Annotated in this window: 13 protein-coding genes; 6 read left to right on the top strand and 7 right to left on the bottom strand. The window is 70.3% G+C overall.

Annotation, left to right across the window (positions count from 1 at the left end; genetic code table 11):
• Window positions 1-80 precede the first annotated feature (80 nt).
• The 4 genes from ACSHV8_RS16910 to ACSHV8_RS16895 are packed head-to-tail and all read left to right on the top strand — an operon-like array spanning window position 81 to window position 5324.
• Window positions 81-1382 (top strand): ABC transporter substrate-binding protein, encoded by a 1302-nt coding sequence (locus ACSHV8_RS16910; protein ID WP_436534116.1) that lies wholly within the window; start codon window positions 81-83, stop codon window positions 1380-1382.
• A complete protein-coding gene (locus ACSHV8_RS16905) occupies window positions 1382-2293 on the top strand; it encodes a carbohydrate ABC transporter permease (protein WP_436534115.1) in 912 nt (303 codons plus the stop codon). The genes ACSHV8_RS16910 and ACSHV8_RS16905 overlap by 1 nt, the downstream gene beginning before the upstream one ends.
• A complete protein-coding gene (locus ACSHV8_RS16900; RefSeq protein ID WP_436534113.1) occupies window positions 2294-3121 on the top strand; it encodes a carbohydrate ABC transporter permease in 828 nt (275 codons plus the stop codon).
• Window positions 3122-3134: 13 nt separating this feature from the next.
• Window positions 3135-5324 carry a family 78 glycoside hydrolase catalytic domain gene (locus ACSHV8_RS16895; protein WP_436534111.1) on the top strand — a complete coding sequence of 730 codons (2190 nt, stop codon included), beginning with the start codon at window positions 3135-3137 and terminating at the stop codon, window positions 5322-5324.
• A 2-nt stretch (window positions 5325-5326) separates the two neighbouring features.
• Here the strand turns inward: ACSHV8_RS16895 and ACSHV8_RS16890 are convergent, their stop codons facing one another.
• From ACSHV8_RS16890 to ACSHV8_RS16880, 3 genes are all read right to left on the bottom strand, one after another.
• Window positions 5327-6562 (bottom strand): prolyl oligopeptidase family serine peptidase, encoded by a 1236-nt coding sequence (locus tag ACSHV8_RS16890; RefSeq protein WP_436534109.1) that lies wholly within the window; start codon window positions 6560-6562, stop codon window positions 5327-5329.
• Between the two features lie 104 nt (window positions 6563-6666).
• Window positions 6667-7347, bottom strand: a complete 681-nt coding sequence (locus tag ACSHV8_RS16885; RefSeq protein ID WP_436534107.1) for an HAD family hydrolase — start codon at window positions 7345-7347, stop codon at window positions 6667-6669.
• A 136-nt stretch (window positions 7348-7483) separates the two neighbouring features.
• On the bottom strand, window positions 7484-8296 hold the full coding sequence (locus tag ACSHV8_RS16880; protein ID WP_436534105.1) for a helix-turn-helix domain-containing protein: 813 nt from the start codon (window positions 8294-8296) through the stop codon (window positions 7484-7486).
• A gap of 194 nt (window positions 8297-8490) precedes the next feature.
• Here ACSHV8_RS16880 and ACSHV8_RS16875 point away from each other — a divergent pair, with 194 nt between their 5' ends.
• Window positions 8491-9966, top strand: a complete 1476-nt coding sequence (locus ACSHV8_RS16875; RefSeq protein ID WP_436534103.1) for a tetratricopeptide repeat protein — start codon at window positions 8491-8493, stop codon at window positions 9964-9966.
• Here ACSHV8_RS16875 and ACSHV8_RS16870 read toward each other — a convergent pair.
• On the bottom strand, window positions 9954-11441 hold the full coding sequence (locus ACSHV8_RS16870; protein ID WP_436534101.1) for an FAD-dependent oxidoreductase: 1488 nt from the start codon (window positions 11439-11441) through the stop codon (window positions 9954-9956). The genes ACSHV8_RS16875 and ACSHV8_RS16870 overlap by 13 nt on opposite strands.
• Window positions 11442-11526: 85 nt before the next feature.
• On the opposite strand from ACSHV8_RS16870, the gene ACSHV8_RS16865 reads away from it, so the two are divergent.
• Window positions 11527-12147 (top strand): TetR/AcrR family transcriptional regulator, encoded by a 621-nt coding sequence (locus tag ACSHV8_RS16865; protein WP_436536794.1) that lies wholly within the window; start codon window positions 11527-11529, stop codon window positions 12145-12147.
• Here ACSHV8_RS16865 and ACSHV8_RS16860 read toward each other — a convergent pair.
• From ACSHV8_RS16860 to ACSHV8_RS16850, 3 genes are all read right to left on the bottom strand, one after another.
• Window positions 12134-13150 (bottom strand): hypothetical protein, encoded by a 1017-nt coding sequence (locus tag ACSHV8_RS16860; RefSeq protein WP_436534099.1) that lies wholly within the window; start codon window positions 13148-13150, stop codon window positions 12134-12136. The two genes, ACSHV8_RS16865 and ACSHV8_RS16860, sit on opposite strands and share 14 nt — an antisense overlap.
• Window positions 13151-13248: 98 nt before the next feature.
• Window positions 13249-14067 (bottom strand): SAM-dependent methyltransferase, encoded by an 819-nt coding sequence (locus ACSHV8_RS16855; RefSeq protein ID WP_436534097.1) that lies wholly within the window; start codon window positions 14065-14067, stop codon window positions 13249-13251.
• 87 nt (window positions 14068-14154) lie between these two features.
• Window positions 14155-15669 (bottom strand): DUF6461 domain-containing protein, encoded by a 1515-nt coding sequence (locus ACSHV8_RS16850; protein ID WP_436534095.1) that lies wholly within the window; start codon window positions 15667-15669, stop codon window positions 14155-14157.
• Window positions 15670-15739 lie beyond the last annotated feature (70 nt).

The following is a 15739-nucleotide window of genomic DNA, read 5'->3' as shown; positions in this document are numbered from 1 at the left end:
CCGGCGTGTAGATCGGTCTACTGTGACGGCCATCTCCCTTGGAGACCGATCTACAAACACGTGCGAAACCGGAGGTTCATATGAGGCTCAGTGCCGCAGTCCTTCTGGCCGGCGTGCTCACGCTGTCCGGTTGCAGTGCCGGCTCGCTCGGTTCGAGCAGCGACGCGAACGGCAAGACCGAGATCACCTTCCTGACCAACAACGATCCCGCCAACGTGAAGGTCGCCGAGGCGGTCATCGCCGCCTTCGAGGCCAAGGACACCGACGTCCACGTCAAGCTCGACACCCGCCCGCAGGGCAGCGAGGGTGACAACCTGGTCAAGACCAGGCTGGCCACCGGCGACATGGCCGACGTCTTCGAATACAACTCCGGTTCGCTCTTCCAGGCCATCTCGCCGCAGGCCAACCTGACCCCGGTCACGGGCGAGTCCTGGGTCGGCGACCTCGACCCGACGTTCAAGCAGGTCGTCACCGCCGGCAACGACGTGTACGGCTCGCCCTGGCAGAACATCACCGGCGGCGGCATCTTCTACAACAAGCCGCTCTACGCCAAGCTCGGCCTGCAGGTGCCCAAGACCTGGGCCGACTTCATGGCCAACAACGCCAAGCTCAAGGCGGCCGGGGTGGCGCCGGTCGAGCAGACCTACAGCGAGACCTGGACCTCGCAGGTTCTGGTCCTGGCCGACTTTCACAACGTCGCGGCGGCCGACTCCGGCTTCGCCGACAAGTACACGAACAACCAGGCCAAGTTCGCCACCACGCCGGCCGCCCTGGCCGGCTTCCAGCACCTGGAGGAGCTGAAGAAGGCCGGCTACTGGAACTCCGACTACGCCTCGGCCAAGTACAACGAAGGACTGGCCGCCGTCGCCACCGGCAAGGCCGGGCACTACCCGATGATCACCTTCGGTGTGACCGCGATCTCGACGGCCGCTCCGGACAACGTCAACGACGTCGGCTTCTTCGCCCTGCCCGGCACCGACGCGGCCAAGAACGGCGTCACGCTCTGGGAGCCGTCCGGCATCTACATCCCCAAGACCACCAAGGATGCCAAGCTCGGCGCGGCCAAGAAGTTCCAGGCGTTCCTGGCCTCGGCCGACGGCTGCGCGGCGGAGGCGAGCGCGACCCCGGTCGGCGGTCCGTTCGCGGTCAAGACGTGCAAACTGCCGGACGATGTCGCTCCCGCGGTCAAGGACCTGAGCGCGTACGTCGATGCGGGGCAGGCCAGCCCGGCACTGGAGTTCCTGTCGCCGATCAAGGGTCCGGCCCTCGAACAGATCACCGTCGAGGTGGGTTCGGGCATCCGGGGCGCCGACGCCGGCGCCAAGCTCTACGACGAGGACGTCAAGAAGCAGGCCCAGCAGCTCGGCCTCCAGGGCTGGTGATGTCCACCATCACCGAGCCGGCCCGGGTGACGACGAGCGAGTCGTCACCCGGGAGGGGCCGGCGTACGAGCACGTACCCCTACTGGTTCCTGATCCCCGGCGGCGTCATCTTCGCCGTCTTCTTCCTGGTCCCGTCCGTGATGGCGTTCTGGTTCAGCCTGACCCGGTGGACCCTGTTCGACCAGGAGTTCATCGGCCTCGACAACTATGTGCAGTTCTTCAAGGAACCGGCGCTCGCCTCCGGGCTGTGGCACACGCTGATCTACGCGGTGGTGACCTGCGGGCTCAAGGTCGTGCTCGGCATGGCCCTGGCCGTGCTGCTGACCGGCCCGATCCTCGGGCGCGGGTTCATGCGCTCGGTCGCGTTCTTCCCGGTGCTGGTCAGCACGATCGGTGTCGGCCTGACCTTCCAGGTGCTCATGCACCCGACCAAGGGCGTCATCAACCAGGCGCTCGACCTGGTCGGGATCACCGGCCCGGCCTGGCTGGTCGACCCGAGCTGGGCGCTGCTGTCGGTCGCGCTGGTCGACGTCTGGCAGGGCGTCGGCCTGGCCACGGTGATCTACATGGCCGGCATCCTGTCCATCCCGGGTGAGTACTTCGAGGCCGCCAAGATGGACGGCGCCGGCCCCTGGCAGCGGTTCCGTCGCGTCACCCTGCCGCTGGCCAGGCCGGCCACGGTCTCGGTGATCCTGCTGTCGCTGATCGGCGGGCTGCGCAAGTTCGATCTGATCTGGGCGATGACCAAGGGCGGGCCGGGCTTCACCTCGGACGTCATGGCGTCGGTGGTCTACAAGCAGTACCAGGCCGGCTTCTACGGCCTGTCGACCGCCGGCAACGTCGTGCTGTTCCTGCTGGTGATCGTCCTCGTGCTGCCGCTGTTCTGGTTCTTCAACCGGAAGGAGGCGTAGATGACGCACAAACGGTCCTGGCTGCTGAGTGGCTTCTCGATCGTCCTGTTCGCGGTCGTCTTCCTGGTCCCGTTCGCGTTCATCCTGCTCACCGCGGCCAAGACGCAGACCGACGCGGCTTTCCTGCAGTTCTCCTGGCCGACCCACTGGGCGTTCGTGCAGAACCTGCGGGCCGTTGTCGAGGCCCGGGACTACCTGCTGATCGTCGCGTTCATCAATTCGACGATCCTGACCGTGGTCAGCGTCGCGGTCGTCGTGGTCGTGGCCGCGATGGCGGCTTTCGTCCTGCAGCGGCGCAAGTCACGCTGGACCGGCGGGCTGAACCTGGTCATCCTCTCCGGCCTGGTCATCCCGCCGGCCGTGGTGCCGACCATCTGGGTGCTGCAGAAAACCGGGCTGTTCAAGACGATGCCCGGACTGATCCTGGTCGAGATCGCGTACGCGATGGCCTTTTGTGTCCTGCTTTTCCAGGCTTTTATCGCCGGTATTCCGAGGGAGCTGGACGAGGCGGCCACGATCGACGGTGCCGGGCCGCTCAGCCTGTTCTTCCGGGTCGTCTTCCCGCTGCTGCGGCCGATCATCGTGACCGTCGTGGTCGTGCAGTCGGTGTTCATCTGGAACGACTTCGCCAGCCCGCTCTACTTCCTGCCCGGGGACGAGAACGCGACCGTGCAATTGACGCTGTTCAACTTCCAAGGGCAGTACACCAACTCCTACAACCTGCTGTTCATGGACATTCTGCTGGTCACGATTCCCCCGTTGATCATGTTCGCGGTGTTCCAGCGGCAGATCGTGTCCGGCATGGTCGCCGGCTCCGTCAAGGGCTGAAAGGTTTCACAACATGCACCAGTGGACTGCGCAGATGATCAGCCCGGCCGTCGAGCTGGGCAGCGCGCCCCTGTTCCGAACCGGGATCGCCGTCGACGGGCCGATCGCGAGTGCCACGCTGCGGATCAGCAGCCTCGGCGTCCATGAGGCGCGGATCAACGGGCGGGCGGTCGGCGACGACGTGCTCAGCCCCGGGTGGACCGCCTACGAGCACCGGCTGCGCTACCTCAGCCACGACGTCACCGAACTCCTGACCTCGGAGAACGTGCTCACGGTGCTGGTCGGCAACGGCTGGTACCGGGGACGGCTCGGATTCATGGGCGGGCGCGCGTTCTACGGCGACCGGCTCGGCGTGATCGCCGAACTCGACATCCGCTACGCCGACGGGCGCCGGCAACTCGTGGTCACCGACCCCGAGACGTGGACGGCCGGCGGGTCCGAGGTCATCAGCGACGACCTGTACGACGGGATGACGATCGACGCGCGGCGGCGCGGGGCCAAACCGGAGTGGTCACTGCCCGTGCGGGCGCTCGACTTCGATCCGGGACTGCTCACGCCGTACGTCGGACCGGTCGTCTCCCGGCAGGAGAGTGTGCCGCCGGCCAAGGTCTGGACGTCGCCGGCCGGGCGGTCCTTGATCGATTTCGGACAGAACCTCGTCGGCTGGGTGCGGTTCACGGTGACCGGGCCGGACGGCACGGAGATCCGTGTGCGGCACGCCGAGGTCCTCGAGGACGGCGAGCTGGGCGTGCGGCCACTGCGCGACGCCCAGGCCACCGACCGATACATCCTCAGTGGCGGCGCCGACTTCTTCGAGCCCACGATGACGTTCCATGGCTTCCGGTACGCCGAGATCACCGGCTGCGCCATCGATGATCTCAGTGGTCTCGAGGCGGTCGTCGTGCACTCCGGGATCCGCCGGACCGGCACCTTCGAAAGCTCCGACGAGCTGCTCAACCAGCTGCACAGCAACGTGGTGTGGAGCACCCGGGGCAACTTCCTGGACCTGCCGACCGACTGCCCGCAGCGCAACGAGCGGCTCGGCTGGACCGGTGACATCGCCGTCTTCGCGGCCTCGGCCGCCTACCTGTTCGACGTCTCCGCGTTCCTGGCCGACTGGCTGGCCGACCTCGCCGCCGAGCAGAAGGCGGCCGACGGTCTCGTGCCGTTCGTGATCCCGGACATCCTCAAGTTCCAGCCGCATCCGCCGGAATTTCCCGACCCGGACAGTACGGCGTTCTGGTCCGACGCGGCGGTGTGGGTGCCCTGGGCGTTGTGGCAGTCGTACGGGGAGCTCGCGATCCTGGAGAATCAGTATGCGTCGATGACCGCGCACGTGCGCCGGGTGCGGACGCTGCTGTCGCCCGGCGGTGTGTGGGATCGGTCGTTCCAGTTCGGGGACTGGCTCGACCCGGACGCGCCGCCGGACGCGCCGGCCAAGGCCAAGGCCGACCCGGGGGTGGTGGCGACGGCCGCCTACTACCGGTCGCTGACGATCGTTTCCGAGGTCGCCGAGTTGCTCGGGCAAACGGCGGACGCGGCCGAGTTCCGGGAGTCGGCGGACGCGGCCCGGGCGGCGTTCGGCGCCGAGTACGTGGCCGGCGACGGGACCATCCGGTCGGACTGCGCGACGGTCTACACCCTGGCGATCGTTTTCGGACTGCTGACGTCCGAACAGGAGACGGTGGCGGGGGAGCGGCTGGCGGCGCTCGTGGCCGACAGCGGGTATCGGGTGTCGACCGGGTTCGCCGGGACGCCGTACATCACCGATGCTCTGACCCGGACCGGGCACCTGGCCGACGCGTACCGGCTGCTGATGGAACGCGAATGCCCGTCGTGGCTCTACCCCGTGACGATGGGGGCGACGACGATCTGGGAGCGGTGGGACTCGATGCTGCCGGACGGATCGGTCAACCCGGGGGAGATGACCAGCTTCAACCACTATGCGTTGGGGGCGGTGGCGGACTGGATGCACCGGACGGTCGGGGGGATCGCGCCGCTCGAACCCGGGTACTCCCGGGTCCTCGTCGCTCCTCGCCCCGGGGGTGGCCTGACCTGGTGCCGGACGTCGCTCGACACCCGGCACGGGAAGATCACGGTGTCCTGGGAGATCGTGGACGGGGAGCTCAAGGTCGACGCGACGCTGCCGGACGGGGTGACCGGGGTGCTGTCCCTGCCCGGCCGGCCGGACGTCGAGATCTGAGGTCAAGCCTGGCGGGCCATCCACTGCCAGATGTGGGTGCCGTGGACGGCCGGGGCGTTGCGGGCCACGTAGATCCACGACCAGTGACCCGGGAACTGGTAGCCGTCCCACACGACGTGGTCGTAGAGGGTGGCCAGTGAACGCGGGATCAGGTCGTGGGCGTGGATCGTGTTCGCCTGCGGGTCGACCGTGTCGTCGTCCAAGGACGCGACGAGCCAGGTGGGAGTGGTGATCGCGGCCAGCTCGGTGTCGGTGATCAGGGACTCGACGACGCCGCAGATCGGAACGGAGGCGGCGAACAACCTCGGGTAGACCGTGGTCATCTTGAGACTCATGTACCCGCCGTTGCTGCAACCGGCCACGTAGACACGATTCCGGTCGACGCGGTGGCGGCGGGACACCTCGTCGACCACCCGGCGGATCATCGGGGCGAAACGGTCGCCGTCCTCGATCCAGTACGACGTGCTCTGCGGGGCGACGACATATGCGTCCCGGAAGACCCGCTGGGCCTCCGGGGTGGCGAAGCCCAGCGCACCCCGGTTGGCCCGCAGGGTGGTCTCGTTGTCGTAGTAGCCGTCGGGCAGGGACGCGCCCTCGCCGCCACCGTGCAACCAGACGATCAGCGGGCGCCGGTCGTGCGACTTCGGGGTGTAGAGGCGGTACTTCAAGCCGTCACCGGAGACGTGGTAGCCGAACGCGTCGACCTCCGGGTTGGCCAGGCGGCCCTGGACGAAACGGGTGATCGTGACCGGGCGGCCGTGCCTGCCGGTCAGCGGGGTGTTCTGGGTGATCGTGTACTGGAGGTTCAACCGGACGTTGCGGCCCCGGCTCGCGATGTAGCCGAGCGTGCCGCCACCCAACTGGCCCTCGGCGTAGCTCAGATCGAGGACGATGTCGCCGCTCCGGGTCAGCCGGGCGGCGGTTACCGGGCGATCCAGGTCGTACTCGGAGAAGATCTGGTCGCCCGGGGCGATCGGGATCGGACTGGTGGCCTTCGCGTGGATGCTGAACGTGCCGGTGGTGAGGCTGCTCGCGGCGATCGGGCCGAGCTTCGCGGTGTTCAGGGTGACCGAGACGACCTGCTCGCCGCCGTCGATGGTCACCGCGTCGAGCCGGAAGCCGACCTCCGTTTTTGTTCCGGCGTTGATGCCTGGGCCGGCTTCGGCGACACCGGGGACGATCAGGCTGCCCGTGGCGGCTGCGGCGGCGGTGAGAACGGTGCGGCGGCTGATGGACATGAACCTGCCCTCCGGGAGTACCGGCACGTTGCAACGACGTTCGTCGATGCAGGCAACGTAACCCTCCCGAAATGCGCATGCAACATCTGTGACGCCGAGGCCGGTCAGGGCTGGGTCCGGACCTCCCCGGTGCTGACCCGGGAACTCCAGGTGCGCAGGTCGGCGGCGGCCAGAGTCTCGAAGGTCCGGTGGACGTCCAAGGTGGTGCCGGGCAGGGACGGGACGCCGATGACGTAAAGGCCGGCGGCGCGGGCAGACGCGACCCCGGTGCCGGAATCCTCGAAGGCGACACTTCTCGACGGGGCCGCGCCCAGCCCGGCGCACGCGGCCCGGTAGAGGTCCGGGGCGGGTTTCGGGTGGTCGACGTCGTCGGCCGAGAAGATGTGATCGAACAGGCCGGACAGGCCGGCCGTGGTGAGGGCGGCGTCGACGAACGCGCGCCGGCTGTTGCTGGCCACCGCGATCGGCACCCGGCCGCGCAGCGCCACCACGAGATCCCGGGCGCCGGGCAAAGCGTCGGCGCCGGCGGCCAGCTCGCGGGCGACCAGATCCTCCAGGTGGGCGGCGAGGGCCGGGCCGGTGCCGGGCTGGTCGAAGTAGGTGGCCATCGCCTCGCCGGCCGCCTCCAGGGTCCGGCCGATCAGCAGACGCTTCTGCTCCAGGCCGAAGCCGTGCCCGTGCTCGGCGAACAGGGCCGTCTCCGCGCGAGTCCAACTCGTCTCGGTGTCGACAAGAAGGCCGTCACAGTCGAACACGACCGCATCCACGTGCGAGGGGAGATCCACGCCGGTCACGCTACCGCCCGGCGGCCACCGCGACCGGGAACCGGATCGTCACGGCGCCTTTCGACGGTCAGGGCGACAGCAGAGCGATCCCACGTCCCTTGTTCCGCGCTCCGGCGGTCGAAGCGAAATGGGGCCGTCATGCCACCCTCCGGCGGCCGGCGTGGAAGGGGAGCGGCACCAGGCCGAGGTAGTGCAACTTGTACTGGACGCTCGTCGGGCTGCGGCCCACCTCGGCGGCGATGGCCTCGATCGTCGCACCCTCGTGGTGGCGGCGGACGGCAAGCGCCTTCTGCTGCGCGGTCCACCGGCCGGGTCGCCGGCCACGGCCGGAACCGTGACGCGGGCCCCGGGCAGAACCGTCGTTGCCCCGGCTGCGGGAAGAACCGTCGTGGTGCCGGTCTCGGGGGTTGGACTCGGCGGTCGGCACGCGGAGCAGGCGGGCGACCAGGAGCAGGTCAGCGGCGGGCAGGGTTCCCTGAAGGTGGGCGATGACCTGGCCGTCGCGATCGGCACCGAGGATGTCGACGGTCGTCCCGTCCGGGCCGGGGGTGGCGGTGAGGTCGTAGTGCCGGTCGCCGTCGGTGATCTCCCAATACGACGAGAGGCCCGCAGGCCGCGTCGCCGCGGGCTCGGGCGGGGGCCAGCGTTCGTGCCGGCGCGCGGCGGTGACACCGGGACCGAACAGCAGCTTCTCCACCTCCCGGGTCGCGTAGCAGGACGTGCCGTCGTCCAGGAAATACCTGATCGAGCCCGGGGTCGCCTCGACGATGCCGGCGCTGCGGACCACGAGCGCCTGGCCGGCGAAGGGCCCCGGCGGGCTGGACGGGAAGGTCAATGTCGCCTCAGCGAAGACGGGGCCTGAGACACAGGTGGAAGCGGGAGGGAACGGGCCGCCGGGATCACCGTGCCAGTTCCCCGCCTCGTCGCGGAACGCGTAGATGAGAGCCATGCCCACACGCTATGAGCCCCCTCCGACATTTTCGCGGGGTGCCCGGGCCGCCACCGGATGTGCCGTCAGTCACTCGGCCGCGGTACCGAAGGATTGGTGTGACCGGAACCAACCGGCCGCCGTACCGAAGAATTGGTGTGGCCGGAACCAACCGGCTGCCCGCCGCCGGACGCCTGCTCCTAGACTCACCGGTCGTGACGACACCACCCACGCCGGTCGATGTGGCTTTCGCGCTTCTGCGGGAGGGTCGCCTGGTCGACGCCGAGAACCTGATGGCCCGCGAGCTGCAGACGGCCACCGCCGAGCACGGACCGGGCAGCCCGCAGTGGGCCTCGGCCCAGTGCGATCTGGGTAACGTCCTGCTCAATGCCGACCAGCTGGACCGGGCGATCGAGTGTTTCCGGCACGCGGCCTCGATGACGCCGAGGGACTACGAGACGCACAAGGATCAGCTGACGTACCGGATGAACCTCGGTATGGCGTTGCGGATGGCCGGGCGTCTCGACGAGGCCGAGGCGTCACTGCGGGAGGGCGCGGGGGAGCGGCTGGAGTTCTACGGCCGCGAGCACGCCGGCTACGCGTTCGGCCTCGAACCTCTCGCCGACCTGCTGCTGGAGCGCGGTGACGTGGCCCAGGCCCGGCAGGTCGTGGAGGAGGCGGTGGCCAACTTCTGGCGTAACGGGCACGGCCGGGTCGCGACCGCACTGGCGTTGCGGGCCGCGGTGGTGCATGCCGGCGGGACCGGCGAGCCGCTGTTCGTGGGCTTGGACCAGCTGCCGGACGCGGTGGTCGAGGAGCTGGCCGGTTCGGTCGTGGCCCGGCTCGACCACGGTGACCCGGCGTCCAAGGATCTGCTGGGCGCGCTGATCGAGGCCGTGCAGGGGCGGCTCGGGCCGGATCACCAGACGACGCTGAACACGTTGTCGGCGCTGGCCAACCTGGGCAGCGACCTGGGTGACCAGTCCGGCCGGGTGGAGGCGATCGAGCGGGTGCTCGACTCCTACGACCGGCAGGGGCGGCACGAGGAGGCGGTGATGGCGTCGCTCGGGCTGGCCATGGCGCAGAGCGAGGCCGGGGACGGGGACGCCGCCCTGCGGACCTACGCCGCGGCGCACCAGCGGGCCGGACGGGTCGGGCGGCCCGAGTTGCAGAGCCAGGTGCTGCGCAACTGGGGGCTGGCGCTGAACGAATCCGGTCAGAGCGGCCCGGCCGAGCAGCGGCTGAACGAGGCCGTCGCGCACGCGCGCCGGGGCGCCGACCACGAGACGGTGGGGCGGGCCTCGGTGGCGCTCGGACTGTTCCTGCAGCACGAGGGCCGGCTGTCCGAGGCCGAGAAGGTGCTGGAGGAGGGGTTGCCGCTGCTCGGGCCGGCGCATCCGGACGGCCTGGTCGGGCGCAGTCACCTCGGCGCGGTGCGGGAGGGCCGGACGTGCGGGTGCGGGGACATGCAGGAGACGATCGCCGCCGCGTTCCACGACTTCGTGATCACGCGGCTGCCCGAGGACCTTCTGGAGCGGCTCGACGTGACGATCGAGGACGACGACTTCAAGATCGACGTGAGGCTGCGCCGGGAGCCGACGGAGGCCGAGCTGGAACGCCTGAACGGGGTGTTCCAGAGCGCCCATGCCGAGTTCCGCCGCAGCCTGCAGGAGCCGCGTTACGCCGGCTGACCCAGCCACGCCGCGAGGTCCGGTGCGGACGACCCGTCGGCGCCGGCCCAGGCGACGTAGCCGTCCGGCCGTACGAAAATCGCCGTGGTGTCGGTTTCTGAGGTCTTCGCGGTGTGGATCGTGAGGCGGTCGGTGTAGCCGGTCGCGGCGGCTCGCAGCGAGGCGTCGTCGGCCAGGTCGAGCAGCAGCGCGCGACCGTCGTGCAGGTGGTCACCGAGCCGGGTGCCGTCGTCGAGCAGCAGGTCGGGGGCGCTGCGGCCGATCAGCGGATGATCGCCGGGCAGGTCGTAGCCCTGCCAGGCTCCGGAGAGCCGTTTGGCCAGCAGCGTCGTGCCGTCCACGGTGCCGGCCAGCTCGCCGAGCACCGCGCGGACGGCGCGGGAGTGCGCGTCCGGCCGCATGATCGCGATCTGCGCGCGGGTCCAGTCCAGCACCCAGGCGCCGATCGGGTGCCGCTCGGCCGTATACGTGTCGAGCAGCCCCTCGGGCGCCCGGCCGCGGATCGTCGCGGCCAGCTTCCAGCCGAGGTTCATCGCGTCGCCGAGACCGAGATTGATCCCCTGCCCGCCGAACGGCGAGTGCACGTGCGCGGCGTCGCCGGCCAGCAGCACCCGGCCCCGCCGATAGTCGGTGACCTGGCGGGCGTTGTCGGTGAAGCGGGTGACCGTGCTGATGCCGGTGACCGTCACGTCCACCCCGGTGACGCGGCGGATCGCGCCCTGCAACTCCTGCGGCGTGACCGGGCTGGTGCGGTCGGCCGGAGCCCCTTCGAACTCGGCGACGAGAATGCGCCCGGGGAAGGGGCCGAACGCGTACGCCCCGGTGTCGGTCATGTTCCAGGAGGGCCGCAGGCCCTCGGTGCCGGTCATGTCGGCGATGGCCTGGTAGGCGGTGATCTCCGGTGGTGTGCCGGGGAAGTCGAAGCCCGCGAGTTTCCGCACCAGGCTGCGCCCGCCGTCGCAACCGACCAGCCACGCGGCCGCGATCGGGCCCTGATCGGTGGTGACCGTGACCCCGGCGTCGTCCTGGTCGAGACCGGTCACGGTGACGCCCCGGCGGACGTCCACCCCGAGCTCCCGGGCGCGCTCCTCCAGGATCACCTCCAGCTGCTGCTGGCTGATCAGGCCGAGAGCGGAGTACCGGGAGCTGCCGACGATGTCCGGATCGGAGACGTCCAGGAGCTGCGCGTCGAGGATCATCGCGCCGAAGTGGCCGAGGAATTTCGGCCGGGCCGGCATCGCCTTCCCGGCCAGCCCCATCCGGGCCAGCGTCTCGTCGCGGGCCGTGGCCAGCGCCGGGGTCAGGCCGCGCCGGTCGAGGGCCTCGATGCCGGGCACGGCGACCGAGCCCGCCTTGATCGTCGGGTCGATCTCCGTGTTGCGCTCCAGGACCACCACCGCGGCCCCGCCCAGCCGCAGCTCACCGGCGAGCATCAGCCCCACCGGCCCGGCACCCGCCACCACGACGTCCGTCATCGCTCGTCCTCCCCCGTTTGGTGCTCTCACTAAAAACATACGTCGAGTGTAAGAATCGGCCAAGTAAACTTTTGCCGTGACCGAAATGGGGCTGCGGGAGCGCAAGAAGCGCCAGACCCGCGAGTTGATCTCCGGCATCGCGACCATGCTGTTCCTGCAGCGCGGCTTCGACCCGGTGACCGTCGCCGAGGTGGCCGCCGCGGCCGGCGTCTCGCCGAAGACGGTGTTCAACTACTTCCCGCGCAAGGAGGACCTGTTCCTCGACCGCTTCCCGGAGCTGATCGACCTGGTCACGCATGCGGTGCGAGGGCGCCGCGAGGGCACGTCGGTGCCAGCTGCCGTCCGCGGCATGGTGTTCTCGCTGCTCGAGACCGGGCATCCGCTCAGTGGATACACCGAGCAGAGCCACGCCGCGTTCTACCGCGTGGTGGTCGACTCCCCGGCGTTGCAGGCGCGCGTGCGCGAGTTCCTGCAGGAGCTGGAGGATCTGCTGGCCGGCCTGTTCGCCGAGGCCGAGGGCGTCCCGCCGGATTCGCCCCGCGCCCGGCTGGCAGCGGCGGTGACCGTCGCCGCCTACCGATCGGTCTACATGACGGCCGCGTCAAGGCTCCTTTCCGGAGCCGATTTCCTTGAGGTACGGGACAGCCTGCCCGACGAGTACCGATCGGCCTTCGACGCTGCCGAGCGGGCGATCAGCCCCGGCTGACCTCCAGGTTCCCCAGTCCACCGGTCGCGGTCACGTCCAGCCCCGGCGTCTCGCCGAACTCACCGGAGTGCAGCGTGGTCCCGGCCCCGATGCCACCCGAGTGCTGTCCGTAGAGGACGACGTCGCCCGCCCCGCTGCCGACCAGGACCTTTACCGGCACCTGGGCGCCCGTCCGGATCTGCCAGCTGCTCACGCCGCCGCCCATCCGGATCGGCAGGGTCCGGTTCAGCCGGCCCAGGGTGATGTCGATCCGCTCGGCGCCGCCGTCCAGGTCGATGCGGCTGACCGTGCCGGCCCCGAGGTCCAGCGTGACCGATTTCGTTCCGGCGCCGACGCGCAGCTGCCAGATCCGCGCGGCACTGAGCCGGACCTCGACCGGGCCGGAGCCCGCGTCCGGTTTCGCGGTCAGCCGCAGCACACCGCCGCTGAACGTGCCGGCGCCCGGGCCGCTGACCGCGAAGTCCGTACCGTCCAGGTCGGCCGTGCGCACGACCAGATCGCCGACGCCGGTGACCAGCTCGAAGCCGCCCTTCAAGGGGGCCGTGGGGGAGGCCTTCACCGGCGTGGTGGAGAAGACCGGCGGGGCCGGGGTGGTCGCCGAGGGGGACGATGACGGGCTCGGCTCCAGCGGGATGACCACCTGGGTCGACTCGGCCGGGACGACCGGCACCGGGCGGGCCTCGTGCCGCCGGATGTCCGCGTCGGTCAACGGCCGGGCCAGGAACACCGAGCCGCCGATCACGACGAGCGCGAGGACTCCGGTGAGCACGACCGGCCGCTGCCGCCACCGCCGCGCCGCCGGTTCCCCGGGCCGCGGTGACTCCGGGCCGTGCGGTACGAACGCCCGCCAGCCCAGGGCCCGCTGGCGATGCGGCGCGTCCGGCCAGTAGTCGGCGATGTTGGGCAGGACGATCCCCGGCTGGGCCGGGGTGCCGGACTTCGGCGGGGTGTCCAGGTACCTCGCGATGCGCAGGCGAGTCTCATCCGAGCCGGCCGGCTCCACACGCGTCTCCTCGGGGGCGGTGTCGTGATCCCCGAGGACGGTACCGTTTCGTTGGCGCCGCGCCAATACGGATCACCCCATGGCGCGTGATCGCGTCCCTACTCCGTGGCGCGGACCCGCCCCACGATCGCGTTGAACGCGACGTCCTCGATGGACGGCCGCGGCTGCGAGGCCTGCTCCGGCCACCACTGGGCCACCGACTGCACGCCCGGCTCCAGCAGGTCGAGCCGGGAGAACAGCTTGCCCAGCTGCTCCCCGGTCCGGGCGCGGAACCGCCCGTCGGGGTTCGCGGCTTCCAGCTGCTCGATCGCCGCGGCCGGCAGGTACTCCCACGTGGAGTGGGAGGCGACCACGTAACTGCCCGGGGGCAGCGCGTCCAGGATGGTGTCGACGATGCCCTGCGGGTCCTCGTCGTCGCGGACGAAGTGCAGGACCGCGACCAGCATCACCGCGATCGGCTTGGTCCAGTCGAGCGCCGAGCGGACCTCCGGGTCGTCCAGGATCGTCCGCGGCTCGCGCAGGTCGGCGTCGATGTACGCCGTCACGCCCTCGGGCGTGCTGGTCAGCAGCGCCCGGGCGTGGGTGAGCACGATCGGGTCGTTGTCGACGTAGACGATCCGGGCGGCCGGGTCGATCCGCTGCGCGACCTGGTGGGTGTTGTCCGCGGTGGGGATGCCGGTGCCGATGTCCAGGAACTGGCGGATGCCCTGCTCGGCCAGGTAGTTCACGGCCCGCTGCAGGAAGTACCGGTTCTCCGTCGCGGCCAGCCGGATGGTCGGCATGCCCTTCTCGATGGCGTCGGCCGAGGCCCGGTCGGCCGCGAAGTTGTCCTTCCCGCCGAGCAGGTAGTTGTACCGCCGGGCCGGATGCGCCACGGTCGTGTCGATCCGGTCCAATGCGTTCCGCCGGTCAGCCACCGACGCCTCCTCAAGCCGAGCCGAAGATCCGCACGCATCGTAATATGCGGGGGCGCGTCCGCAGTGGACAGCACCCAGCCTTCGGGATCAGCAGAACGCGGCGCGCAGCTCGGTGATCAGATCCTCGGTCCGACCGTCGAACGTCTCCAGGGCCGTCGTGAACGTGTCGGCCAGGGCCTTGGCCGGATCCGGATGCGCCGTGTTGAAGATCGTGATCACCGCCATCGGCGCCCGATCGATACGTTCCCGCAGCTCAGCGCGCTGGTGGTCGCTGAGCCGGTTCTCCAGCTGATCGAGTGGCAGCCCGGTGGTGGCGGTCACCAGCGCGGCCGCCGAGATCAGCCGGAACACCGCGCGCCGGTCCGGGAACGGCAGCGGATCGCCACGATCGAGGGCGTCCAGGGCCGGGCGGGCCCATTCGAGCGTGTCGAGACCGGCCACCTCGAAGGCGCGCCGGGCCAGCCAGCGCGTCACTGTGCGTTGCTTCTCCGGTCGCCATGCGGCGAACTCCTTGGCCACCACCTCGTACGCGGAAGAATTGGCGGCCGTGCGGGGAGTGGCCGTGACCGGAGCCGGATCGACGGGTTTCGCGATCCTGGCCGCCGGCGGCAGGGCCCGCAGCGCGCACCGCCGCAGGACGACGGCCTGCAGACTGCGGTCGGTGTCCCGGATCGTGTACGTCGTGCCGAACCGTTCCGCCGGATCCTCCCCGTCGAACGCCGCCGCGGCGACGTCGTGCACGGCGTTCAACCGCGGCAGGTCCGCGGCGAGGCGTTCGTGCAGTTCCCGCAGCCGCACCCGCACTTCCGGGCCGGGTGTCCGCTCCTCGTCGAGCGCGGTCAGCACCTCGGCGATGACCGGTTCGCCGAGCAGCCCGGCGTCCTCGGCGATCAGCCGGGTGCGGTACGCCACCATCGCGGGCACGTTCTCCCGGATCGGCGCGGCCAGCATCCGCTGGATGAACGGGTGGTCGAGCGCGGCCAGCCCCCGCCCGCCCTCCGGGACGAGATCGTCCGGGACGACGGTGAGCACCGCCCCGGGCAGATCCTGCTCCAGAAGATCAAAGGGCAGGCGTACGCCGGTGATCCGCTCGGCCAGCGCCAGCCCGGCCGCCTCGGGGATGACGTCGTCCTCGTAGCCGAACGGCAGCCCGGCCATCAGCGCGTTCAGCACCTCCGGGGACGTGCCCGAACGCTTGTCCGGCCGCATGTGGTCGATCACCACCTGGACCTGATCCCCGGTCACGTAGGTGAGCTCGGACCGCCCGTTGACGTCGCGGAACACGCTCACCGCGGCACCGTCGCCGGCCGCGGCGGCCCGGCGCAGCACCTCGGGACGGTTGCCCTGGCTCCCGTTGATCTCGATGCCGACCCGCCAGTCACCCACCGTGGCGACGACGAGGGTGGCCGGTTCGTCGCCGTACCGGAAACCGTCGAGGACCTGGGCCAGATCGGCCGGCGACATGGTTGCCGCCGGATCGCCGCCGAACGCTGTGAACAGGGCGGATTCGTCGAGGCCGCGCACCAGGGTGAGGCAGAACGCCTCGCCCCACTCCGCGTCCACCAACATCCGGTCGTAGTACTCGGCCGCCTCGTCCCCCACCCGGTCACCGTACGTTCCGTGACCGGGTGGGGGAGTCGATTCGATCGAGGCTCGCCCGATAGCGTGGCCG

It is taken from the genome of Actinoplanes sp. HUAS TT8, assembly GCF_051380535.1.
In the GTDB taxonomy this organism is placed as follows: domain Bacteria; phylum Actinomycetota; class Actinomycetes; order Mycobacteriales; family Micromonosporaceae; genus Actinoplanes.
Note: the sequence above shows the minus strand (reverse complement) of the source record. Positions and strands in the feature narration are given on the sequence as shown.